This window comes from Acrocarpospora catenulata, from assembly GCF_018476525.1.
In the GTDB taxonomy this organism is placed as follows: Bacteria; Actinomycetota; Actinomycetes; order Streptosporangiales; family Streptosporangiaceae; genus Acrocarpospora; species Acrocarpospora catenulata.
On record NZ_JAHCST010000097.1, the window covers coordinates 1 to 22,031 of the forward strand.

33 protein-coding genes and 1 tRNA gene are annotated in these 22,031 nt (G+C 67.1%); 22 read left to right on the top strand and 12 right to left on the bottom strand.

Annotated elements, in window-relative coordinates; translation table 11 throughout:
* Positions 1-92: 92 nt before the first annotated feature.
* Genes KIP79_RS44195 through KIP79_RS44205 form a run of 3 tightly spaced genes read right to left on the bottom strand, consistent with a single transcriptional unit; the run spans position 93 to position 1,770 of the window.
* Positions 93-296, bottom strand: coding sequence for an NUDIX domain-containing protein (locus KIP79_RS44195; protein ID WP_214111087.1), 204 nt, complete (start codon positions 294-296; stop codon positions 93-95).
* A gap of 26 nt (positions 297-322) precedes the next feature.
* Positions 323-976, bottom strand: coding sequence for a YdcF family protein (locus KIP79_RS44200; RefSeq protein WP_308170229.1), 654 nt, complete (start codon positions 974-976; stop codon positions 323-325).
* Positions 977-996: 20 nt separating this feature from the next.
* A complete protein-coding gene (locus KIP79_RS44205) occupies positions 997-1,770 on the bottom strand; it encodes a GntR family transcriptional regulator (RefSeq protein WP_214111059.1) in 774 nt (257 codons plus the stop codon).
* A gap of 137 nt (positions 1,771-1,907) precedes the next feature.
* Between KIP79_RS44205 and KIP79_RS44210 the strand changes: the two genes are divergently transcribed.
* The 16 genes from KIP79_RS44210 (at position 1,908) to KIP79_RS44280 (ending at position 9,732) form a co-directional block, all read left to right on the top strand.
* A complete protein-coding gene (locus KIP79_RS44210; protein ID WP_214111060.1) occupies positions 1,908-2,240 on the top strand; it encodes an SCO3933 family regulatory protein in 333 nt (110 codons plus the stop codon).
* Positions 2,241-2,339: 99 nt separating this feature from the next.
* Positions 2,340-2,558, top strand: a complete 219-nt coding sequence (locus KIP79_RS44215) for a hypothetical protein (RefSeq protein WP_214111061.1) — start codon at positions 2,340-2,342, stop codon at positions 2,556-2,558.
* Positions 2,559-2,561: 3 nt separating this feature from the next.
* Positions 2,562-2,720, top strand: a complete 159-nt coding sequence (locus KIP79_RS44220) for a hypothetical protein (RefSeq protein WP_214111062.1) — start codon at positions 2,562-2,564, stop codon at positions 2,718-2,720.
* Positions 2,717-3,889: an FtsK/SpoIIIE domain-containing protein gene (locus tag KIP79_RS44225; RefSeq protein ID WP_214111063.1), complete on the top strand. Its 1,173-nt coding sequence runs from the start codon at positions 2,717-2,719 to the stop codon at positions 3,887-3,889. Before KIP79_RS44220 ends, KIP79_RS44225 begins: the two co-directional genes overlap by 4 nt.
* A 95-nt stretch (positions 3,890-3,984) precedes the next feature.
* Positions 3,985-4,158, top strand: coding sequence for a hypothetical protein (locus KIP79_RS44230; RefSeq protein WP_214111064.1), 174 nt, complete (start codon positions 3,985-3,987; stop codon positions 4,156-4,158).
* 361 nt (positions 4,159-4,519) lie between these two features.
* A complete protein-coding gene (locus KIP79_RS44235; protein ID WP_214111065.1) occupies positions 4,520-5,245 on the top strand; it encodes a DUF2637 domain-containing protein in 726 nt (241 codons plus the stop codon).
* Between the two features lie 14 nt (positions 5,246-5,259).
* Positions 5,260-5,580, top strand: coding sequence for a hypothetical protein (locus KIP79_RS44240; protein ID WP_214111066.1), 321 nt, complete (start codon positions 5,260-5,262; stop codon positions 5,578-5,580).
* Positions 5,581-5,601: 21 nt separating this feature from the next.
* On the top strand, positions 5,602-5,754 hold the full coding sequence (locus KIP79_RS44245; protein ID WP_214111067.1) for a hypothetical protein: 153 nt from the start codon (positions 5,602-5,604) through the stop codon (positions 5,752-5,754).
* Positions 5,755-5,811: 57 nt separating this feature from the next.
* Positions 5,812-6,045: a hypothetical protein gene (locus KIP79_RS44250; RefSeq protein WP_214111068.1), complete on the top strand. Its 234-nt coding sequence runs from the start codon at positions 5,812-5,814 to the stop codon at positions 6,043-6,045.
* 2 nt (positions 6,046-6,047) lie between these two features.
* Complete coding sequence (locus tag KIP79_RS44255; protein ID WP_214111069.1) at positions 6,048-6,185, top strand: hypothetical protein; 138 nt, start codon at positions 6,048-6,050, stop codon at positions 6,183-6,185.
* 57 nt (positions 6,186-6,242) lie between these two features.
* A complete protein-coding gene (locus tag KIP79_RS44260; RefSeq protein WP_214111070.1) occupies positions 6,243-6,380 on the top strand; it encodes a hypothetical protein in 138 nt (45 codons plus the stop codon).
* Positions 6,381-6,433: 53 nt separating this feature from the next.
* Positions 6,434-6,601, top strand: coding sequence for a hypothetical protein (locus KIP79_RS44265; protein WP_214111071.1), 168 nt, complete (start codon positions 6,434-6,436; stop codon positions 6,599-6,601).
* 108 nt (positions 6,602-6,709) lie between these two features.
* On the top strand, positions 6,710-6,832 hold the full coding sequence (locus KIP79_RS48855; protein WP_256447778.1) for a hypothetical protein: 123 nt from the start codon (positions 6,710-6,712) through the stop codon (positions 6,830-6,832).
* A 64-nt stretch (positions 6,833-6,896) separates the two neighbouring features.
* Positions 6,897-8,348, top strand: a complete 1,452-nt coding sequence (locus KIP79_RS44270) for a replication initiator (protein ID WP_214111072.1) — start codon at positions 6,897-6,899, stop codon at positions 8,346-8,348.
* Between the two features lie 8 nt (positions 8,349-8,356).
* Positions 8,357-8,527, top strand: coding sequence for a helix-turn-helix domain-containing protein (locus tag KIP79_RS44275; protein WP_308170231.1), 171 nt, complete (start codon positions 8,357-8,359; stop codon positions 8,525-8,527).
* Positions 8,527-9,732 (top strand): tyrosine-type recombinase/integrase, encoded by a 1,206-nt coding sequence (locus KIP79_RS44280; protein WP_214111074.1) that lies wholly within the window; start codon positions 8,527-8,529, stop codon positions 9,730-9,732. Before KIP79_RS44275 ends, KIP79_RS44280 begins: the two co-directional genes overlap by 1 nt.
* 75 nt (positions 9,733-9,807) lie before the next feature.
* Here KIP79_RS44280 and KIP79_RS44285 read toward each other — a convergent pair.
* The 7 genes from KIP79_RS44285 to galU all read right to left on the bottom strand — a co-directional run bounded on the left by KIP79_RS44285 (position 9,808) and on the right by galU (position 14,518).
* A tRNA-Ala gene (locus KIP79_RS44285) sits at positions 9,808-9,881 on the bottom strand.
* Between the two features lie 50 nt (positions 9,882-9,931).
* Positions 9,932-10,618: a divisome protein SepX/GlpR gene (gene sepX, locus KIP79_RS44290; protein ID WP_214111075.1), complete on the bottom strand. Its 687-nt coding sequence runs from the start codon at positions 10,616-10,618 to the stop codon at positions 9,932-9,934.
* Positions 10,619-10,782: 164 nt separating this feature from the next.
* On the bottom strand, positions 10,783-11,433 hold the full coding sequence (locus tag KIP79_RS44295; protein WP_214111076.1) for a GNAT family N-acetyltransferase: 651 nt from the start codon (positions 11,431-11,433) through the stop codon (positions 10,783-10,785).
* A 50-nt stretch (positions 11,434-11,483) separates the two neighbouring features.
* Positions 11,484-11,960, bottom strand: a complete 477-nt coding sequence (locus KIP79_RS44300) for a MogA/MoaB family molybdenum cofactor biosynthesis protein (protein ID WP_214111077.1) — start codon at positions 11,958-11,960, stop codon at positions 11,484-11,486.
* Positions 11,957-12,424, bottom strand: a complete 468-nt coding sequence (moaC, locus tag KIP79_RS44305; RefSeq protein ID WP_214111078.1) for a cyclic pyranopterin monophosphate synthase MoaC — start codon at positions 12,422-12,424, stop codon at positions 11,957-11,959. The genes KIP79_RS44300 and moaC overlap by 4 nt, the downstream gene beginning before the upstream one ends.
* Positions 12,421-13,605, bottom strand: a complete 1,185-nt coding sequence (gene glp, locus KIP79_RS44310) for a molybdotransferase-like divisome protein Glp (RefSeq protein ID WP_214111089.1) — start codon at positions 13,603-13,605, stop codon at positions 12,421-12,423. The genes moaC and glp overlap by 4 nt, the downstream gene beginning before the upstream one ends.
* 4 nt (positions 13,606-13,609) lie before the next feature.
* Complete coding sequence (gene galU, locus KIP79_RS44315) at positions 13,610-14,518, bottom strand: UTP--glucose-1-phosphate uridylyltransferase GalU (RefSeq protein WP_214111079.1); 909 nt, start codon at positions 14,516-14,518, stop codon at positions 13,610-13,612.
* A 14-nt stretch (positions 14,519-14,532) separates the two neighbouring features.
* Here galU and KIP79_RS44320 point away from each other — a divergent pair, with 14 nt between their 5' ends.
* From KIP79_RS44320 to KIP79_RS44335, 4 genes are read left to right on the top strand one after another with little or no spacing between them, the layout of a single operon-like run.
* Entirely contained in the window at positions 14,533-15,129 is a 597-nt protein-coding gene (locus tag KIP79_RS44320) for a 5-formyltetrahydrofolate cyclo-ligase (protein WP_214111080.1), read from the top strand.
* A gap of 18 nt (positions 15,130-15,147) precedes the next feature.
* Complete coding sequence (locus KIP79_RS44325; RefSeq protein ID WP_308170230.1) at positions 15,148-16,653, top strand: potassium/proton antiporter; 1,506 nt, start codon at positions 15,148-15,150, stop codon at positions 16,651-16,653.
* Positions 16,654-16,706: 53 nt separating this feature from the next.
* Positions 16,707-17,000 (top strand): FmdB family zinc ribbon protein, encoded by a 294-nt coding sequence (locus tag KIP79_RS44330; protein ID WP_214111081.1) that lies wholly within the window; start codon positions 16,707-16,709, stop codon positions 16,998-17,000.
* 53 nt (positions 17,001-17,053) lie between these two features.
* Positions 17,054-17,860, top strand: a complete 807-nt coding sequence (locus KIP79_RS44335; protein ID WP_214111082.1) for an S-methyl-5'-thioadenosine phosphorylase — start codon at positions 17,054-17,056, stop codon at positions 17,858-17,860.
* Positions 17,861-18,428: 568 nt separating this feature from the next.
* On the opposite strand, the gene KIP79_RS44340 is transcribed toward KIP79_RS44335, so the two are convergent.
* Positions 18,429-18,629 (bottom strand): hypothetical protein, encoded by a 201-nt coding sequence (locus KIP79_RS44340; RefSeq protein WP_214111083.1) that lies wholly within the window; start codon positions 18,627-18,629, stop codon positions 18,429-18,431.
* Between the two features lie 266 nt (positions 18,630-18,895).
* Between KIP79_RS44340 and KIP79_RS48035 the strand changes: the two genes are divergently transcribed.
* Together KIP79_RS48035 and mscL are read left to right on the top strand one after the other, a co-directional pair.
* Positions 18,896-19,558, top strand: a complete 663-nt coding sequence (locus KIP79_RS48035; protein ID WP_504743185.1) for an SAF domain-containing protein — start codon at positions 18,896-18,898, stop codon at positions 19,556-19,558.
* A gap of 40 nt (positions 19,559-19,598) precedes the next feature.
* On the top strand, positions 19,599-20,006 hold the full coding sequence (gene mscL, locus KIP79_RS44350; protein ID WP_214111085.1) for a large conductance mechanosensitive channel protein MscL: 408 nt from the start codon (positions 19,599-19,601) through the stop codon (positions 20,004-20,006).
* Positions 20,007-20,162: 156 nt separating this feature from the next.
* On the opposite strand, the gene KIP79_RS44355 is transcribed toward mscL, so the two are convergent.
* Positions 20,163-21,308, bottom strand: a complete 1,146-nt coding sequence (locus KIP79_RS44355; protein WP_214111086.1) for a D-alanyl-D-alanine carboxypeptidase family protein — start codon at positions 21,306-21,308, stop codon at positions 20,163-20,165.
* Positions 21,309-22,031: the final 723 nt, after the last annotated feature.

The following is a 22,031-nucleotide window of genomic DNA, read 5'->3' on the forward strand; positions in this document are numbered from 1 at the left end:
ACCCTGCGGGCCCGTGGAACCCCGCCCACCCGGCGCGACAGCCGGGCCACCAGACTGACCACGACGGCGAAATCAACTCCCAGCCGAACCGCTCAGCCGACCAGACGAAGATCGTGAAACATCGAGGTTAGCCCGGTCTCCTCCAACACTTCCCGACGTAGCCCATTTGTGATGGTTTCCCCGATCTCCAGCACTCCGCCCGGGGCTTGCCATTGGTCGTTATCGGCCCGTTGAGTGAGCAAGACTCGACCGCGGTCGTCAACGACGACGCCGGCAACGCTCACCGAATGGCACATATCGCACGCAGTCACAGGTCAACCGGCTAGATCAGCCTGCTGGTATAGCCTGCCGAGACAAGTCTCAGGTAGGCATCGTTGACCTCGGCAGGCATTTCCTGAGGGATCGCATACCCACGCTTCGGGTACTCGATGATTCGTTGTGTATCTCCAACGATCATGTTCACCACTCGATCGACATCACCGATTTCCTTGACGTAGTTGGTTAGGGACATAATCTGCGATGCGCATGTAACGTCTACAGCTGGCCACAACTTGCGGCACGTGGCGTATGCACGTCGTTGCTGGTACGGACGAGAGATCAGCATCACCGAACTGGGGTGGATGTCTCGCTCGGCGAGAATCTTCCGGGTGAACTCGATGTTTTCCCCGGTGTTGGTCGAGCGGGTCTCGGTGATGATCGAGCCTGCTGGGACGCCCAAGCTGATTGCATGTTCCCGGTAGTGCTCCGCTTCACCTCGGGGAAATCGTTCGATTGTGGTCGGCGCGTTGGCTCCAGAGAAGACTATGCAGGTGAACATGCCCGCGTGAAACAGCTCAGCTGTATAGGTGGCCACGCCTAGATCGTGACTACCAAGCCCGATCCCTACGTCACAAGGCCGGAGCTCGTGATGCATGTTGTGGTACTCCCAAAGAGTCATCACGTCGGCATACAGCTCGTCGGGAACCTCGGATGTCACCCATGCTCCTTTGGGTTGCCCTAGTCAGGGATCTTGAAGGTGTACGACCATGCGAAGTGCGAGGCGGCATGAACCCCTCGCGCGAACTCGACTACCCGACCATCCTGAGTTCTAGTCGTCCGCTCAAGCACCATGACGGGCTCTCCGGTCGGAAGCTCCAGTTCCTCGATTTCGCTGGGCTTCGGCATACGCGTGTACAGCGTCTCAGTGATCTCATCGGGCTCCAGTCCTTGAAGGGTTAGAACCATGAACCCCCCTCCTTGGCCTGCCGGTCCTGTCGATGGATCGACCAGCGGGGTTCCTTCGACGTCTTCGGGTCGGTAGTAGCTCGTGAGGGTGTGCGTTGGCGTCGCACCGTATCTGACCAGACGGGCGCGTTCATAGACGGGCATGCCCTGAGTGATCTGAAGAGCCTCGGCGATTTCCTTGTCTGCCTCGATCTTGCGGACTGTGTTTGTCTGGTCGGTGAGCTGCCAACTGCGTCCAGAGTCCTCACGGTCCGCCGCGAACGCAACCAACCCTCCAAACTTCCATTTGCTCTTGGCGTAGCGCTCGATACCCCGGCGCCTCATCGTGGGCCGGGATCGGACGACAGTCCCACGCCGGCGGACGACTGTTACAAGTCCCTCGGCTTCAAGTAGCCGGACAGCCTGTCGCACTGTCTTGACGTTCACAGCGAACTCGTCGGCGAGCTCCTCGTGCTTGGGCAGCGTCTTGCTCTCGTTGTCTGGGTACCTGCCTTCCTCGATGCGAGAGCGCAGCACGCCTGCCAACTCCTTGTAGCCGATGCCCATGGCGGCCTCCTTGATCGACGAATAATGCTAGCGCTACCTGCGGCAACGCCCAACCTACGATTAATAGTGCTACCACTATTGACAATATCCTAGGCATGCCCTTCTATAGTGGTAGCACTATCGAGAACGGAGGGGACATGCGAAACATTCCCGTGGACATCACCAACCTGTCGTTCCTGGTGGCGGGTGAGCCCGAACCGAAGATCATGGACAGGGACACCGGTGAGGTGAAGAAGGACGCGGAGGGGCGGGACCTGTACACGATCCCGCTGCTGCCCCGGCCGAACGACGACCGGCGTAACCCGGTCATCGTGGTGACCTTCCCGTCCGTGGACTACCCGAAGATCCAGGAGGGAACGCAGGTCCGGCCGGTCGGTCTGGCCGCGTTCTACTGGCAGATGAACGGCCGTGCCGGCATGGGGTTTCGCTGCGAGGCGATCCGCCCGGCCATCGAGGGCAAGGCTTCCTGAACCATCCCTATGTGGTGACCCCGGGACGGCTCCATGCCTGGCAGCTTGTACCGCCCCGGGTCTCCATTCGCCTGCAAGAGAGGAAAGGAGGACTCCAGTATGACCGACTTCCTGGTGCACGTAGCTGTGATCGCGGTGGTCGTGCTGGTGGGCCTGCTGGTCTGGCGTAGGTTCGCCCCGGTGTCGTTCTGGCTGGTGGTGGGCTTCCCGGTCAAGGCTCTGATGATCTACGGCACGTGGCGGGCGGTCGCCTCCGGGTGCGGGCTGACCCGGCGTCGGCGCCGCTGGCGGTGGACCTTCCCCGGTCTGGGGGGCTGAGTCATGGCATCTGACCAGAACGAGCGGGTCTCCGGCGAGGAGCTGCACGAAACCCTGGAATCGCTGAGTCCTGAGGAGAAGCGGGGTGCGCTGGCCTACCTCGCCGGGTACAACCCGCACGGGTTCCGCCTGGCTGTGAAGTATGTGAGGGCGGAGAAGTGAAGGCGCTTACGATCAAGCAGAAGCGCAAGCTGCGCCGCGTGAGCGTGGAACGCGCTCCCCGGCTCTCGGTGATCCGCCCGACCAAGCTCGGGTTCCGGATCTCGGTGCGGCTGCACGACGGTCAGACGCCGGATGACTATCTGCGGGTGCTGGACAAGCTGTCCCACGCCTGGAAGGTCCATTCGGTCCGGCTGGCCTCGTGGAAGCCGGGCAAGGTCACCTTGGTTGCGACCTTGGCTGATCCGCTGCGGCAGGTGTCGGTCCCGGTGCTGTCGGATGGGCTGCTGCGGGTGCGGGTGGGCCTGCTGGACACCGGCGCCCCGTTCACGATCGACTTCCGGGCGGTCCCTCATTGGTTGTCGGTCGGTGCCACCCAGTCGGGGAAGTCCAACCTGGCCAACGCGCTGATTGTCGGCTTGGCGCCGCAACCGGTCGCGCTGGTCGGCTTCGACCTGAAAGGCGGGGTGGAGTTCACCCTGTATGAGGCGCGCATGTCCGCGCTGGCCACTGAGCGTTCCGAGTGCGCGGTGCTGCTGGCGGATCTGGTCGGCATCATCCGGGACCGGATGGCGGTCTGCCGGCAGTATCGGGTCAAGAACATTTGGCGGCTGCCTGAGCATGTGCGGCCGGTCCCGATCGTGGTGCTGGTCGATGAGGTCGCCGAGCTGTTCCTGATGGCCGATCCGAAGTCGGAGAAGGAAGAGGTCGCCGCGGTCGCCACTCGGCTGCTGCGGATCGCCCAGCTGGGTCGCGCTTTCGGTATCTACCTGAAGGTGTGCGGGCAGCGGGTCGGCTCCGACCTCGGTCCGGGTGTGACGGCGCTTCGCGCGCAGTTGACGGGCCGGATCTGCCACATGGTCAACGATGAGGAGACCGCGAAGATGGCGCTCGGGGACATGGATTCCGGCGCGCTGGCCGCGGCTCGGAAGATCTCTCCGGCTGAACCGGGAACCGCAATCGTGATCGGCTCGGAAGGTCGCTGGCATCGCATGCGGTCGGTGCATGTCACGGAGGAGCAGGCGGAAGCCGCCGCCGCGACGTATGCCGCGCTCGCTCCCACGTGGGCCGATCTCATGCTCGGTGTCCGGCCGGCTGATGACCTCGACGCGGGCGAAGTCAACGACTTCTCCGACGCTGACACCGATTCCGACGCCGAGGTCTACGTCTGACCTCGACCCCGCGCGGCTTGGCGTGAGCCCTGATCACGCCAGGTCCCTACCCCTTGCATGCCCGAAACGACTGTGGAGCGGTCATGGCGCGATGCATGGATCTGACGCAAATGCACGTCCTGGAAGACCCCTGTGGGCGGTGCGGCCACCAAGGCGCGGTCCACACCGGGGGCGCCAAACCCGAAGGCTGGGCGATCTACGAGCCCACGTGGGCTAACGCCTCCGGCTGGTGCAAGACGCCCGGCTGCGACTGCCCGTCCCGCACCTGAACCCCTTTCAGCCTTTCCTCGGGCTGCCGGGCACCGCGCTCATGACGCGGAAGGGCACGCAAGTCAACCAGTCCCACCCCCATGAAGGAGAGAGATGAGCCGCCGCGACGTGCAGGGCTACGCGCAAGACATGATCGCGATGTCTGAGGCGCAGATCACGGCGAGCAACAGGCCCAAGCCGCCGTCGAAGCCGACCCCACCCCGGCCGGTCCTTCTCCCGGCAAGCCCCCCTGCCAAACCACGGTGATCACGCCGGTTCCCCGCGTGACCTCATTCAGCCCTTTCCCGGACTGCCGGGCACCGCGCTCGCGACGCGGAAGGGCACGCAAGCCGAAATCCCGTCTCGAAAGGAGGAATCCCCGTGCGTCGTCTGCGCTCGATCCTGGCCGACTCCGGGCCGGTGGTTGTCCTGGCCGCTATCGCGGCGGTGGGCTCGTTCCGGCACATCAGCGCGCTTGCCGCCAAGTACGGCCAGACCGGATGGCAATCGTGGGCGGTCGCGGTCTGCATCGACCTCATGTGTGTCATGGCCGCCCGCGAGATTCAGCGGGACAAACGTACGGGCCGTAATCGGCGTGGCTGGATCTCCTGGCCGTCGCTGGTGCTGGCGGGCGGGATCGTGCTCACCCTGGCCGCCAACCTCGCCGAAGCCCACCCCAGCGCTTGGGGCTGGATCGTCGCCGCGACCCCGGCCGGTGCGTTCCTGATCGCCATGTCGATGCTCGAACGCCGCGCGAGCCACACACCGCCCACACCTGTGGCGCCGGTCATGGGCGGGCTCGTCACCGACCACTGCTCTGCGGCCGGCGCGCACGTCACCGTGGAAACCACGCCTCGACCCGAGCGCCACGACGAACTGCCCGCACCGGAACGGATGCCCGCACAGCTCGCCCCCTCACCGGCGCCTGCCCTGCCGACCGTTCCCGCCGCCGTGCTGGATGACGCCCGCTTCCTGGCCGATGAGCACGAACGCCGCCACGGCGCCCCGATCTCCGCCGAGGAACTTCAGCGCCGACTGCGGATCTCACCCGATCTCGCCTCTGACCTTCTGCTGCACATCACCCCTGCTAACCCGCTGATCACCTGAAAGGACCCTGTCTCATGATGACCACCGATTCCACCGTCCGCGCCGACTTCATCGCCGGTCTGCGCCGGCTGGCCGACTTCTTGGCCGCCAACCCCAAGGTTCCGGTCCCGACCTACGGCACCGAGGTCACGGTGCACGCCCGTGGCACCGATGACGAGCAGCGCACGGCGGTGGACCTCATCGCCGATCTGATCGGCTCCCCGGCCTCGGACGGCGACCACTACACCACCGGTCGGGACTTCGGGCCGATCGCCTACCGGGCTGTGGCCATCCCCGCCGACCGCAGCGCCGACTACGACGCCTGGTCGAGCTACTACGGCTCGGTCCACGCCTGAAGGGCCTGATCAACCGTGCTGATGCGCCGATTCCTGGCCCGCGCCCTGCTGCTGTTCACCGTCTTCTACATCTTCGCCGAACCCGCCTCGGCCGCCCAGCTGACCCACCTGTTCGTGGGCGTGCTCGGCAGCGCGGCCGACAGCATCGCCAGCTTCCTCACCGGCGTCCACTAACCCGCTGAAACCACCGATAACCCGCCGAAGACCGAACCCGAAAGGAAGTTCCTTCCGATGGCTGCTGACCGTCCCCGGACCCGCCGCAAGACCACCAAGGCCCCTCAGCCCACCGAGCAGCCCGAGCAGCCCGAGCAGCCCAAGCCCGTCACCGAGCAGTCCAAGCCCGTCCAGGAGCCCTCATGCCCGGTCTGCGACGGGACCGGACAGGTGACGATCGCGCGCGTCGCGGGCCGCGGCCCGTTCCGCCGCACCATCGAGACCCACGCCCTGTGCCTGGCCTGCGCCTAGCGATGACCACCCAGAACGCGGGCCTGCTCCCGATCGTCGCCTACCGCTGCTGCACCTGCTCGGGAACCGGCATCGGCGCCGACGACGCACGCTGCCGGGACTGCGACGGAACCGGCATCGACAACCACCCCGCCGACTGACCGACCCAGCAGCAACCGACCCACCGCAAACCGGCCCACGAAAGGAGATCACTCTCGATGGCGCGCGAAATCATCATCCACCCCGGGCACCCGGGCACCTGGCCCAACGGCGAACCGCAGTCCGTCCGCGACGCCTACGACACCATGATCAGCCCCCCGCCTTCCTCCGGCTCTTCGTCGGGCAACCGTGCCTGAGCTGCCCCATCCCTGACCCACACCCCGCCCACCCAAGAACAGGAGAACAACCCATGCGCGAATCCCAGATCGAGAAGATTTTGCGCGCTGAAGACGCCTGGTACGAGGCGGCCAACGCCGAAGACCTCATCGGAAAGCGACGCGCCAGGGCGGTGATGGACGCCGTCAAGCGCAACTCCAGCACGGAGGAACGCCAGGAAGCTGAGCGGCGCCGGTTCTGATCCGCCTCCTGTGACGCCCCCGCGTGGTGGCCCAAAGCCTGCCAGCTCGCCACCTCGCGCGGGGCGCCCACCTTCGCCCATCACGAGATCAGCAAAGGAGACACCAGTATGAACCAGAACTCGGCCGCCTCCTCCCCGTGGCTGCCCCCGGGCACACCTTCGACCTGGGTGTGCAAGTGCGGCGGCATCAACCCGCGCACCAAGACCACCTGCGGCAGGTGCGGCCGGTGAACGCGCCGATCCTCGACCTGAACCGGCCCGCCGCCCACCTCCTCCACAAGTGCGGAGTCACCGCGTGAGCGGCCCCACCCCGCTGACGGAGCTGATCGGGCCAGTCGTCCGCGACCTCGCCAAACGCTCCGGCAAAGACCTGACACGCTGGCTCGACCAGGTCATCCGCCTCAACGGCTGCTCCGAACCGATCCGCCTCATCGGCGAATCCCTCACCGTCGACACCTCCACGGGCGAACTCCTGACCTCCTACAACACCCGGGCCGAACCTCACGGCCAACTGCTGGTCCGCTGTGGCAACCGCCGCGCCTCCCGCTGTCCCTCCTGCGCCGAGATCTACCGGCGCGACACCTTCCACCTGATCCGCGCCGGCCTGTCGGGCGGCAGCAAAGGCGTTCCCGCCACCGTCCGCACCCACCCCCGCGTCTTGGCGACCCTGACGGCTCCCTCGTTCGGGGCGGTGCATCGCGGTCCGGACAAGAACGGCCGTGCCCGGGTCTGCCACCCTCGGCGCCATGAACCGGCCTGCTTCGACCGCCACCCCGCCAGCGACACCCGGATCGGTCAGCCGTTGGACCCGGGCGGCTATGACTACGTCGGCCACGTGCTGTGGAACGCCCATGCCGGGGACCTGTGGCGACGCTTCACCATCTACCTCCGCCGCCACCTCGCCGGCGCTGCCGGACTGAGCCAAGCCGCGTTCAACCGACAGGTGAAGGTGTCCTTCGCCAAGGTCGCCGAATACCAGGCCCGCGGCGTGGTCCACTTCCACGCGGTCATCCGGCTGGACGCACGTACGGAGGACGGCACGCCCTTACCGCCGCCCGAGTGGGCAACCGTCCAACTGCTGGACGGCGCGATCCGCTCGGCCGCCGCCGCGGTACGCCTGACGGCGCCCGACCTTGGCCAGCCGACGACTGACCTGGTCTGGGGAGACCAGATCGACGTCAAGCCGATCCCGCCCGGCGAACTCGACGACGGCGACGAACTCACCGAACAGAAGGTCGCCGGCTACATCGCCAAATACGCGACCAAAGCCGCCGAAACCTCCGGCACCCTGGACCGCCGCATCCGCTCGGCTGACCTGGCCTGGCTCCGCGACCAGGGCGCCACCGAGCATGCCGCCCAGCTCATCCGCACCGCGTGGACGCTCGGCAACCCCGCCACCCATCCCGACCTGCTGCCGCTCCGGCTCCGCCAGTGGGCACACATGCTCGGCTTCCGCGGTCACTTCTCCACCCGATCCCGCACCTACTCGACCACCCTGGGCGCCCTGCGCCAAGCCCGTATCGACTACCGGCAAGCCCAACGCGGCGAATCCGCGGCTGGTACCGGAAGCACGCTCGTGCTCGCTCACTGGAAGTTCGCCGGACAGGGCTACACCCCCGGCGAAAGCGCACTAGCCGCCTCGATCAGAACCCATGCGGATAGCCGTGGAACTCCAAAGGAGGAGCAACACCGCCGTTCCTGCTGGCCAGGACAACGGGGTGATCTATCGGGGGAGGCATGCCGGTGAGTACGGACATGCTCACGGTGCCCGAAGTGATGGCCGTGTTGAAGGTGAGCCGCTGGACGGTCTACAGCCTGATTCGCTCCGGCGAGCTCCGCTCGGTTCTCGTCGGAACCCGATGCCGGCGTGTCCCTCGCACTGCCCTAGAGGAATACGTGTCCCGACTGTGTGAGGAGGCCGCCTGATGGGGAAGCGCGCGAACGGGGAAGGCTCGGTCTTCCCCTACAAGGACGGATGGGCGGGCTACGTCTGGGTGACCACCCCAGAGGGCAAGAGGACCCGCAAATGGGTCTATGGCAAGACTCGCGAGGAGACTCACGAGAAGTGGGTGCAGCTTCACGCAGAGGCGAAGCGCGGGCCGGTGGTCACCAAGTCGCCGACGCTCGGCGCTTACCTGGATTACTGGCTCCGTGAAGTGATTGAACCCAATCTCGCCCCATCGACCGCCGCGACGTACGAAGTGTTCTCCCGTCTCTACATCGGGCCGGCTCTTGGCAAAAAGAGGCTCGACAAGCTGGGGGTTCGTGACGTTCAGACCTGGTACAACAAGCTTCGGGTCACTTGCCAGTGCTGCGCCCAGGGCAAGGACGCCCGTAGATCGAAGCCGAAGTGCTGTGCGGCGGGCTCCTGCTGCGGACAGATCGCTTCCGATCGCACCGTGCGAGATGCCTGGACGATCCTGCGCGCTGCGTTGAATAGCGCGGTCCGTGAAGAACTGCTGACCCGCAACGTCGCGGCCTTGATGCGGGTTCCGAAACCGCGGCGCCGCAAGGTCAAGCCGTGGTCGGTTGATGAGGCCCGTCTCTTCCTGGAGTCCGCTCGGGTACGTCGGGATCCGCTCTATGCCGCGTATGTGCTGATCCTCGCCGTGGGCCTCCGGCGCGGCGAAGTTCTCGGGCTGAGGTGGGAAGACGTTGATCTCGATAGCGCTGAGATGACGATCGGCTGGCAACTCCAGCGTGTTCGAGGTCACCTCTACCACCGCGAGACCAAGACTGAGGCATCAGACGCAGTCCTGCCCTTGGTCGATATCTGCGTTACTGCGCTCCGTGACCGTCAGGCCGAGCAGGAAGCGGCGCGGAAGGTGGCCAAGGGGGAATGGGTCGATAAGGGGCTCGTCTTCACGACTCGGACCGGCCGACCTGTGGAGCCGCGGAACTTCAATCGCAGCTTTGCAAAGGCCATCAAACAGGCTGACGTACGGAGCATCCCGGTTCACGCCACCCGGAAGACGTGCGCCTCGCTTCTCGTAGCCTTGGACGTTCACCCGAGGATTGCGATGCAGATCCTTCGGCACAGCCAGATCGCGGTAACGATGAACATCTACAGCGAGGTGTCCTCCGAAGCCACGAGGCAGGCGCTCAAGAAGCTCGGCAAGCAACTCTCATAGATCGCTGCTGTACAACGCTGCTGTACGGAGATCAAAAGGCCACTCCCGATAACCGGAAGTGGCCTTTGACCTGGGTGGAGCTATGGGGATTTGAACCCCAGACCCCTTCGATGCGAACGAAGTGCGCTACCGGACTGCGCTATAGCCCCTTGGACTCGACTAGGTTAGCAAACTTCCGGAGCGGTTGTGGCACGGTGGGTCAGTCGCCGACGGCGCGGCGGCGGTCGGCGTACTGGTCGAAGACCTGGACGCGGCGGCGGGCCTCGATCTCGATGATTTCGGCCTCGCGGGCGGCCTCCTCCAGGCGGCGGCGGAGTTCGCGGGCCGCGTGGGCGCGGGCGGCGCGGGCCCTGGCCGCCTGTTCGCGGCGCTCGGCGTCGATGCCGACCGCGACCCGGAGGACGGCCAGGTAGCCGAGGAAGAGTACGGCGGAGGGGGCCACGCCCCACCACGGGACGATCTGTACGGCGGCCGTCACCACGGAGGCGAGGAAGAGCAGAACGCTCCACAGGAGCCGACGGCGGCGCCGGGCGGTGATGCGGGCGCGGCGGCGCCAGGCGGCCCGGCGGGGGTCCCCCGCGGGCGGCGGCGGGTCGTCGGACAGGGCCGGAGACAGGTCGTCAGCCGAGGCCCTGGCCGGAGCCCCGGTAGAGGTCCCGGTGGGGGTCCCGGCTGGGGTTCGGGAGTCGGTGGGTGGGTCCACCACCGTGTCGCCGTCGTCTTCGGTTTCGGCGGAGGGGGCCGGGGGCGCCTCGGTGAGGGTGTCGCCTTCGACGGTGAACTTCTCGTCGTCGACGTACACGTACCGGTCGCGGCGGAGCCACATCGGCACCAGCACGCCCAGCCACATCGCGACGATGGCAAGGTAAAGGAGGACGCTGCTCATGCGATCCTCCTTCTCTGGCCGGGCGGGAGCCATCTGGGCACAGGTCGTCGCGCAGATGTGCTCACGTCACGCACCGTAAGACGGCGTGTCACTAATTGACGAGCATTCGGTGCGGTGTGTCGCGAGATCGTCAAAGCTGTTCACGGGCCGGGGCGGGCACCAGGTCACGGAGCCTCGGTGCGGCGGGTGGTGGAGGCGTCCCTGAGCCTGCGCCACTGCACCAGCAAGCCACGGGGCACGTCCTCCACCGTGAGGGCGTAGCAGATGTGGTCCCGCCAGGCGCCGTCGATGTGCAGTTGGCGACGGCGCACGCCCTCCTCGCGGAAGCCCAGCTTCTCGACCACCCGGCGACTGGCGTGGTTCTCCGGCCGGATGTTGGCCTCCAGCCGGTGCAGGCCGGTGGTGAAGAAGCAGTGGTCGACGGCCATGGCCAGCGCGGTCGGGATGATCCCCCGCCCGGCCAGGGCGCCGTCCACCCAGTAGCCGACCTGGGCGGATCGCGCGGAGCCCCAGACGATCGCGCCCACGGTCAGCTGACCTGCGAAGACGCCGTTGTAGGTGACCACCCAGGGCAGCGCGAGCCCCTGCCGCGCCTCCCGCTTGAGGGTGCCCACCATCGAGATGTACGGCCCGAGGCCGGTGCGGAACAGGGGCGTCTCGGGGTTGCTGGGTTCCCAGGGGCGGAGCCAGTCGGCGTTGCGCAACCGGGTCTCCCGCCAGGCACGCACGTCGCGCATCCGGAGCGGGCGCAGGCCGACGGGCCCCTCCGCCAAGGTCGCGGGCCAGCCGCGCAGTCGATCCACGATGTCAATCATCCTCGGAAGTGCACGGCTCCGCCACGACGGGTACGCAGGAGAGCACAAGGTCAAGCACGATGGTCGCCACCTTTGATCTGGTCGACGGCGTGCGCGAGCACGGGCGCGAGCACCGCCATGCCGTCCCGTACGCCGCCGGTCGAGCCAGGAAGGTTGACGATGAGGGTCGATCCGGCCTGCCCGGCCAGCCCCCGGGACAGGATTGACGTGGGGACTTTGTCGCGGTTGACCTGCCGTACGGCTTCCGCGATGCCGGGGATCTCCCGGTCGAGCACCCGTCGGGTCATCTCGGGAGTGAGGTCCTGAGGGGTGAGGCCGGTGCCGCCGGTGGTGACGATCACGTCGTGGCCTTCGGCCAGGCCGTCGCGCAGGGCGTGCTCGACGGGGTCGCCGTCGGGGACGACGCGAGGGCCGGTGACCTCGCAGCCGGCGTCGCGGAGCAGATCGGCCAGCAGCATGCCGGATTTATCGGGGTAAATTCCGGCGGCGGCACGGTTGGAGGCCGTGATCACCAATGCCCGGATCATGGCCGGGTCCAGACGCCGGTCTTGCCCCCGGTCTTCTCCTCGACCCGTACGTCGGTGATCACCGCCGCCGGATCCACGGCCTTGATCATGTCGATCAGCGCCAGCCCGGCCACGGAGACCGCGGTCAGCGCCTCCATCTCGACGCCGGTCCGGTCGGCCGTCTTGACCCGGGCGACGATCTCGACGCCCTCGTCCACCACGGTGAGCTCCACCTTGACCCCGTGCAGCGCGATCGGATGGCAGAGCGGGACCAGGTCCGGCGTGCGTTTCGCCCCCATGATCCCGGCGATCCGGGCCACCCCGAGCGCGTCCCCTTTGGGGACCTCCCCCGCCCGGAGCGCGGTGACCGCCTCGGCCGAGAGCAGCACCCGTCCGGTGGCGGTAGCCGTACGGACAGAAACGGATTTTTCCGAAACGTCGACCATGCGGGCGTGGCCGGATTCGTCCAGGTGGCTGAGGTTCACAGCGGAATCACCTCCACGGTGCTGCCCGGGGGCAGTTCGGTGATCTCCTCCGGCACGACGACCAGGGCGTTGGCGGAGGCGAGAGCGGCCAGCTGGTGCGAGCCCTGGCCGTGCACGGGGGCCACGGTGTGGCCGGTCAGGACGGCGCGCAGGTAGGAGCGCCGACCGGCGGGCGAGCGCAGACTCTCGGTGGTCGTGGCCTGGACCGTCTCCGGCAGCCCGGCCGGGAGCCCCTGCATGCGCCGCAATGCCGGGCGGACGAACAGCAGGAACGAGACATAGGACGACACCGGGTTACCCGGCAGCGTGAAGATCGGAACGTTCTCCTCGCCGATCAAGCCGAAGCCCTGCGGCATGCCCGGCTGCATGGCGACCTTCTCGAAGGCCACCCGCCCCAGCGGCGCGAGCGCTTCCTTGACCGGCTCGTACGCCCCCATCGAGACGCCGCCACTGGTGATCACCACGTCCGCGCGGAGCAACTGGGCGTCGAGCACGTCCAGGAACCGGGCGGGATCGTCGGTCACCGCCCCGGCCCGGAAGCCCTCCGCGCCCGCCTCGCGTACGGCGGCGGCCAGCATGAAGCTGTTGGACTCCCAGATCTGCCCCGGCCCCAGCGGCTGCCCGGGTTCGGCCAGCTCGGAGCCGGTGGAGAGCACCACCACCCGGGGCTTGGGCCGGATCCGCACCCGGCGGCGGCCGACCCCGGCCAGGATGCCCAGCTGGCTGGCGCCGATCCGGGTGCCCTCGGCCAGCACGACCTGGCCGGCCCGCACGTCCTCGCCGGCCCGGCGGATCGCGTTGCCCAATTCTGGGCGATGATGAATGGTGACTTTCTGGACGCCGCCGTCCGTCCACTCGACCGGGACCACCGCGTCGGCCCCGGCCGGCATCGGCGCGCCGGTCATGATCCGGGCCACCAGGCCGGGCCCGATCGCGCGGAGCGCGCCGTCCCCGGCCGCCACGTCCTCGGTCACCGGCAGGCTCACGGGGACGTCCACGACATCCTGGGCACGCACCGCGTACCCATCCATCGCGGAGTTGTCGAAGGGCGGCAGCGGCACCGGGGACGTCACGTCCTCGGCCAGCACGGCCCCCAGCGCCCGCTCGAGATCGACTTCGAGCGGGGCCAGGGGCCGCACCTGGGCGAGGATGTCGGCCAGGTGCCGATCAACCGGCTTCATGTCGCTAGGACTGGACCTCATCCAGGAATTGTCGCAGCCACGGCAGGAACTCGGGCGCCAGATCGGGCCGCCGACCAGCGAATTCGACGACGGTCTGGAGGTATTCGAGCTTGTTGCCCGTGTCGTACCGGCGGCCGCGGAAGAGCACGCCGTGCACCGGGCCGCCCTGGTCGGTGCCCCGGGCGGACAGGGTGCGCAGCGCGTCGGTGAGCTGGATCTCCCCGCCGCGGCCCGGCTCGGTCTGCTCCAGCACCTCGAAGACGGCGGGGTCGATCACGTACCGCCCGATGACCGCCCAGTTGGAGGGGGCCTCGTCGGCCGGGGGCTTCTCCACCAGGTCGGTCACCCGGACGACGTCGTCCTCGTCGGTTTCCACGATGGCGGCGCAGCCGTACAGGGAGACCTGCTCCTTCGGCACCTCCATCAGCGCGATGACGCTCCCGCCGTACGTCTGGCGGACCTCGATCATGCGTCTGAGCAGGGGATCCCTGGCGTCGATGAGGTCGTCGCCGAGCAGGCAGGCGAACGGCTCGTTGCCGACGTGCTGCTTGGCGCAGAGCACGGCGTGGCCGAGCCCCTTGGGTTCGCCCTGGCGGACATAGTGCATGGTGGCCAGATCGACGGGCTCCTGGATCTGCGACAGCCGTTCCTCGTCGCCCTTGGCGCGCAACGCGCCCTCCAGCTCGTACGCCACGTCAAAGTGGTCTTCGATGGAGCGTTTGTTACGGCCTGTCACCATCAGTACGTCGAGCAGCCCGGCGGAGACCGCCTCTTCGACGACATACTGGATGGCCGGCTTGTCGACGATCGGCAACATCTCCTTCGGAGTTGCCTTGGTCGCGGGGAGGAACCGCGTCCCGAGACCGGCGGCGGGGACAACGGCTTTCGTCACGGAGTCGAAATCTGCACCCATGACTCGAAACCATAGTGGAGACGTCTTTGAACAAGCTGACGCTGCGTCGCCAAATTCTCAATGAACGTTCACGCATTGGTGAGAAATCCCGGCGTGAGGCGGATCGTGCCATCCGGGAGACACTGCTCGACCAACCATGGGTGCAGATGGCGGGATTGGTCGCCGCGTACTGGTCGACGGGGACGGAACCGGCCACCCACGGCCTGATCTTCTCCTTGTGGAAGCACGGCACGACCGTCATTCTCCCCGTTCTGCTGCCCGACGGCGATTTGGACTGGGCGGTGTACGACGGGCCTGATTCACTCGCCCCAGGGCCCTACGGGATCATGCAACCCGTGGACACCCGGCGAGGTGTGGACACCATCCGCACCGCGGCTCTGGTGATCGTTCCGGCGCTGGGGGTCGACCGCTCCACCGGCGTACGGCTGGGCCGGGGCGGCGGCTCCTACGACCGGGCGCTGGCCCGGGTGGGCCCCAACGTGCCCACGGTGGCACTGCTCCACGAGGGAGAACTGCTGGACGGCATACCGGTCGAACCGCACGATCAGCCTGTTCGCTACGCAGCTCTCCCATCGGGAATCTATGCGACAAGTGTGACAGGATCGGCATAAAGCGAGAGAGGGGACTGCGTGCGGCTGGAGCTTGACGGCTGGCTTCTCCTGTCCGCGGTCATCGTCATAGCGGCGATCGCCTCCGTCCGGGTCGCCCACCGTACCGGTATGCCCGCACTGCTCCTCTACCTCGGCCTCGGCGTGCTGCTCGGCGAATCCGGGATCGGCGAGGTCCACTTCGAGAACGCCGGGCTGGCCAAGCAGTTGGGGCTGATCGCGCTGGCGGTGATCCTGGCCGAGGGTGGTCTCACCACCAACTGGGAGCACGTGCGCAAAGCCGTACCGGCCGCGCTGGTCCTGGCCACGGTCGGCGTCGGACTGAGCGTCGGGGTGCTGGCCGTCGCGGTGGCCGGCCTGCTCGGCATGGACTGGCGGTCGGCGCTGCTGCTCGGCGGCATCCTGGCCTCCACCGACGCGGCGGCCGTCTTCTCCGTATTGCGGCGATTGCCGTTGCCGCGCCGGCTGGGGGGCACCCTGGAAGCCGAGTCCGGTTTCAACGACGCGCCCACCGTGATCATCGTCATGATGCTCAGCCGGGTGAGCGGGCCCGTGCCGTCCCTCTGGAACGTTCTCGCCGAATCCGCCCTGGAACTGGCCATCGGCGCCGTCGTCGGCCTGGCCGTCGGCCCCGCCGCCGCGTACCTGCTCCGCCGGGTGGCGCTGCCCGCCTCCGGCCTCTACCCGATCGCCGTCATGGCGGTCGCCTTCCTCGCCTACAGCGGCGCCGTCGTCGCGCACGGCAGCGGCTTCCTGGCCGTGTACCTGGCCGCCCTGATCATCGGCAACAGCCGCCTGCCACACCGCGCGGCCACCCGCGGCTTCGCCGAAGGCGCCGCCTGGCTGGCCCAGATCGGCCTGTTCGTCATGCTCGGCATGCTGGCCAGCCCCGCCGAGATGCCCCAGGCGATCATCCCCGGCCTGGTCGCCGGCCTGGCACTGGTCCTGCTCGCCCGCCCCGCCTCCGTCATCGGCTCCGCCGCCCTGGTACGGCTGGCGGGAATCGGCCACATCTCCTGGCGTGAGCAGATCTTCCTGTCCTGGGCGGGCCTGCGGGGAGCCGTGCCGATCGTGCTGGCGACCATCCCCTGGGCGGCCACCGGCCAGGCCGGCATGTTCAACGTGGTCTTCGTGGTCGTGGTCGTCTTCACCCTGGTGCAGGGCCCGACGCTGCCCTTCCTGGCCCGGCGGCTGGGCCTGACCGCCGAAGGCGAGGCCCGCGACCTGGACGTGGAGGCGGCGCCGCTGGAGGAACTCAACGCCGACCTGCTCCAGGTCAGGATCCCGTCCGGCTCCCACATGCACGGCGTGGAGATCTTCGAACTCCGGCTGCCCGCCGATGCCCAGATCACCATGGTGGTCCGCGAGGGCCGCTCCTTCGTCCCCACCGAGACCACCCGCCTGCGCGCGGGCGACCAACTCCTGGTGGTGACCACCGCGGCCCAGCGCCGTTTCGTCGAACGCCGCCTGCGCGCGGTCAGCCGCCGGGGCAAACTCGCAGGCTGGTACGGCGAGAGCGGCGACTGAGTTAGTATTTAGCAGTCGCATGGGTCGAGTGCCAGACAGACGAGGAGGAGCGCGTGCCCACCTACCAATACGCCTGCACCAACTGTGGTGAGCAGCTCGAAGTCGTCCAGAAGTTCACTGACGACGCCCTCACCGAATGCCCGGCGTGCCAGGGGCAGCTCCGCAAGGTCTTCAACGCGGTCGGCATCGTGTTCAAGGGCTCGGGCTTCTACCGGACCGACAACCGGTCCTCCTCATCCTCCACCTCGACTACGTCTTCCAGCTCTTCTGGGGCCAAGACCGAGTCTCCCGCGCCCGCGGCCAAGACGGAGAGCAGCAGCAGCCCCGCGTCGACTCCGGCCGCCTAGTTATCCACAGGCGGGTGGCGCGCTGCGGCGGGTGATTCGCTAATGTCTGCGGCATGGTCACTCGTGTGGATGTCGGGGTCATCGGTGGGTCGGGGTTCTACTCGCTGCTGGATGACGCGGAGGAGATCGACGTCTCTACGCCGTACGGGCCGCCCAGTGACAAGGTGACGCTTGGGCGGATCGGTGGGCGTGGTGTGGCGTTCATTCCCCGGCACGGGCGGGGGCACGTGTTTCCGCCGCATCGGATTCCGTATCGGGCCAATCTGTGGGCGCTGCGATCCTTAGGGGTGCGGCAGGTGCTCGCGCCCAGTGCGGTGGGCTCGCTCAAGCCCGAGCTCGGTCCCGGTGCCCTGGTCATTCCCGACCAGCTCGTGGACCGCACCTCTGGCCGCGTCCAGACCTTCTACGACGCCGGCGGCGCCGTGCACGTCTCCTTCGCCGACCCCTACTGCCCGATCGGCCGAGCCGCCGCGGTCCGTACGGCGTTGGGTGCCGATTGGAACACGGTCGACGGCGGCACCCTTGTGGTCATCGAAGGGCCCCGTTTCTCCACTCGTGCGGAGTCTCGCTGGTTCTCGTCCGCCGGGTGGTCGATCATCGGCATGACCGGGCATCCTGAGGCGGTGCTCGCCCGTGAGCTCGCCCTCTGTTACACCACGATGGCCCTGGTCACCGACCACGACGCCGGCGTCGAATCCGGCGAAGGCGTCACGCATGACGAGGTTCTGGCTTTCTTCGCGGCCAATATCGAGCGTATGCGGACCCTGGTTTCCGATACTGTTGACGCTCTTCCTGAGGAGCGCGAATGCACCTGCGGCAATGCTCTTGATGGAATCAAGCTGCCCTTTGAACTGCCCTGAGCATCTTTCAGGACACCCCGGCCGATCTTGACGTATCTTTTCGCCTGCCTAGCACCTCCATTCATATGAAGCCAGGGCCCGAAGGCCGAACCAGCGAATTTGTGCCCAGCCGACGGCCAAGCGGGTATCGCATGATTGCCCGCCACCGCGTTAACACCCCGCCCGGTAAGCCGAGCCCGACCCACAGGGTCAACACCGGCGAAGCCGGCCATTCCTGAGGAACCAAACCGGCGAGGCCAAACCTGGGCAAAGGTCAACAAGCGAATGCTGGCCAGAAATGGCCAGACGGCCGGGATTCGCGGTGATCGCGTGGCCAGGTGTCACCTTGGGCAACGCCTCCGGGCGGGAGCCGGGTCCGGCCGAAGGCCAAACGGGCGATCGGGCCAGGCGTCACGGCAATCACTCGCGGTGTGGCCGTTCATTTTCTCGGGTGTGGGCGCTGAGGCCGATGCAGGTCCCGCCTGATTGATTCATAGTCGCGACGCAGAACAACAGCAGGAATCGGCACCTTAGTTTATTTAGCGAGCGCCCTGAAGATCACATTTCTCAGGATACAAGCACGGGTTTCCTAAACTTGGTTTCGTAGCTTCGGTATGACGCGCACCGCAGGACGGTAGGACGCCGCCTCCGGATGGCGCGCCACGACTTCCTCCACCCGGGCCACCACCGACGCCACCTGCGCCTCCGCCGCGCCAGTGAACGACAGCCGATCCGCAAAGCAGGCACAATATTGCCAGAGCTGGTTATTTGCCGGATCGCCTTGTTTCATGCCCTGTCCAGCCGGCACCGTTTGGCAAGCCGGGCCGAAGCACCGCCGCCACTCCTTTCTACCCCCACCACGCATATAGTGGTGAGCCTTTACCTTATCGCGCAAGATGAAGTTCTGGCGTTCTTACGCTTCGGGAAATTCCGCTGAGCGGAATCTTGGGCGGAATTCTTGAGGCGGAATTTTCACTCCCCTGCCTGGGGATCACTCAACCTGCCCGTGGAGGTCAGATGCGTGCCCTGAGGAGATTCACAGCGCGGCGGCGAGGGATGGCCGCTCTGTTTGCCGGAGGGTCCGTGGCCTCGGTGCTACTGGTGCTGGGAGGGCCCGAAGGAGTGGAGGTGCTGGTGGCTGCACGCGATCTCCCAGGGGGTCGCGTTGATGTGGCTGATTTCGTGAGTGCGCGGATACCGGTGAATGGGGTGCCCGAGGGGGCAGTTCGGCTTGGGGCCGGCGTTGCCGGGAGGGTGTTGACGGGGCCGATGCGGAGAGGCGAAACGTTGACCGATGTGCGCTTGCTGGGGCCTGGGCTGCTGAGCGCCAAGGGAAAGGAACTGGTGGCGATGCCGGTTCGGGTGACGGATTCCGAGGCGGCGCGGCTGGTGTCGGCCGGCGATGTGGTCGATGTTCTGGTGGCCTTCGGGGGTGGCTCTGGGGTGAGCCAGGGACTGGCGGACAGGGGATTCGACGAGGGCAGTGCGGGAAGCGGCGTTGGAGGCTTCGGCAGTGGATTTGGGGGTGGCTTCGTGGGACGAGCGCGCACGGTGGTTGGCCAGGTCGATGTGCTGCTGGCCCGGCTGGCAAGATCAAGCGCGAGCTCGTCCGCGAACGGCGGAGGGCTTGTTGTGCTCGCGGTGACTCCTGACCAAGCGGCGCAGCTGGCGCAGGCGCAAGTCCAGGGACCGCTCTCCCTCGTCATCCACCCCCGATAATCTTGCTGCCGCCCGAACCCCCCTGGCATTGGGAGCGACCATGAGTGGATTCAAGAAGTTCCTGCTACGTGGCAACGTCATAGAACTGGCCGTCGCGGTAGTGATCGGCGCCGCCTTCACCTCGATCGTCAACTCGTTCGTGTCCGACCTGCTGACCCCCGCGATCTCGGCCCTGGTCGGCGAACCCAACTTCGGCAACCTGAAGTTGCACATCGGCACGGCCAGCATCAACTACGGCAACTTCCTGAACGCGGTGATCTCCTTCCTGCTCGTCGCCAGCGTCCTCTACTGGTTGATCGTCCGCCCGTACGAACTGCTCGCCGAACGCTTCAAGCCCGCCCCTACCAAGGTCACCCGCGACTGCCCGGAATGCCTGACCCAGATCCCCATGGCAGCCACCCGCTGCAGCGCCTGCACTTCCCAGGTCACACCTGTCGAGGGCCGCTAACGCGGTCTGCGGTAACGTTCACCGGCTTGAGACATCGCGCTTGCCGAGATCACTTCAACCAGACGAAAGCCACGATTAGACGGGCGGGTGGGGGCCACACGGCAATCACCCGACCGTACTCGGAGATCGAAGGCCAGTGAGCCCGGCAAGACCTCGCTAGAGGAGTGACCCCACCTTGGGGTCGTACTCCCAGTGCCAAGGCTCGAAGGGGCTGACGTACGCCCAATCAGGGTGGATCCAGCCGAATTGCTTGCCGTTCTGCTCCAACCAGACGAACTCGGTGGACTTGTAGACCCGGATCGGGCCGCAGAAGTCCACCGCCAGGCCAAGGCCGTGGTTACTCCGCCCAGGAATCGCGGCCAGGCCTGGCCGTTGGTAGTAAACGATCTGCTGGTCCCGCAGGCTGCGATAGCTGTCGACCACGCAGAGCGGCTGCCCGAATCGTTTCTTGTAGGCGAGGTTCAGATCGGCGAACGCGATGGCCGCATCGGCCCGCAGTTCCTCACCCTTGAACGGCAACGGACACAACATGCTCTTGGGCAACAACCCATTGGCGTACTGATCGGCCTCAACGACCCGAGTAGGGTCACACGACCGCCCCCCACGCTTGACCCCAAGCTTGGCCAGCGCCGCCGTCAACGCCTTGACCGTCTGCTGCGACCGCTTCCGCAACGTATCGATCTCGAACGACAGCTGTGCCTCCTGCAGCAGCTTGGTCGCCCGCAACTCCTGCGACTCCGCCGCGAGCTTCTCCCTCTCCTCAAAGAGCTTGCCCGCGTCATGCACCACCCGATTACGCCCCGTGGCCAGCTGGTTGACGTCACTCATCGTCCGCAGCGCATTGGCCCCCTCGCCCCCGAAGAGCACCGGCCCCAGGCCCCCCGATGACGGGTTCTGGTACATGTACTCGACAAGGTCGGAGAGCGGCCTCCGTACCAGAGCCAGCTCCGTGTCGGCGTCCCGCAACTCGGTCAGCTTCCCCTCCAGCTGCCGCACCGAGCTGTCGAACTCCTTCTGCCGTGCGACCAGGGCTTTGGTGGCCTGCTCGATCCCCTTGGTCGCCTGCTCCGCCTCCCGCCGCAACTCGGTCAGCGTGCCAGGATCCCGCCGCCCCGCGGCCTCAGTCCTGTCGGCACCGAGCGCCACCTCAGCCGAGACCTCCACCTCGGCCCGGGCAAGCCCACCCTCAAGCGTGAGCTCCGCGCCAACCACGACCCCGGCCACCGCGGCATCCGAGGAATCTACGGCATCAGCGGAATCGGCCTGATCCTCCACGTCCGCCAACGCGGCCGTAGCCGCCATCGACGATCCAGCGTGGGCCCCGGCCGTCACAAGCGAAGCCAGCACCGTGACGACCACGACCAGTCCCGCTGATCGAGGAGCTGGCACTGTCGACTCCTCCGTTTGCGAACTCGTGACCCCGGTCAGGCACGCACGTTACTACAGCCCGGTGAGTGTTCGGGCCCGAGTCTCCACAGCCGTTACATACCAATCTCGGCTCATTTTCCCGATATGCCTAAGCAGGGTGCCGGGCATCTTCCTGGCAAAGCTCCCACAACCAGGTGTCCATCCACTCCCGCAGACACGGCTCCCCCACCTCCGCGCCCGCGTTCGCCCTGACCTCAGGCTGAGCCGTACGCACCGACTTGACCGGCTCCCGAGCCGCCTGCAACGGCCTCGGCCGGGCCTCCTTCACCACCACCCGCCGCGGCGCCGGCACCGGCCCCTCATAAACCCGATCCGGCCGCGGCGGCACCACCACAACCGCCCCCGGCTGCTCAACCACCACCGTCGGCGCCGCCCCCCGCCGACTGTCCCGCCCATAATCCGTCAACTCGGCAACCAACAACCCCAACGCCAACACCGCGGGCGCCAACACCGCCACCACAAGCACAACGGGCCGCACCCCGCGCCGCCCCCCAACCCAACCCGGTCTACTCACGAAGAGCGACCGTAACCACACCCTCTGTCCCCCACCCCCACCCTTGCCACCCCTTTACCGCCCCCAACACCACCAATGACCCA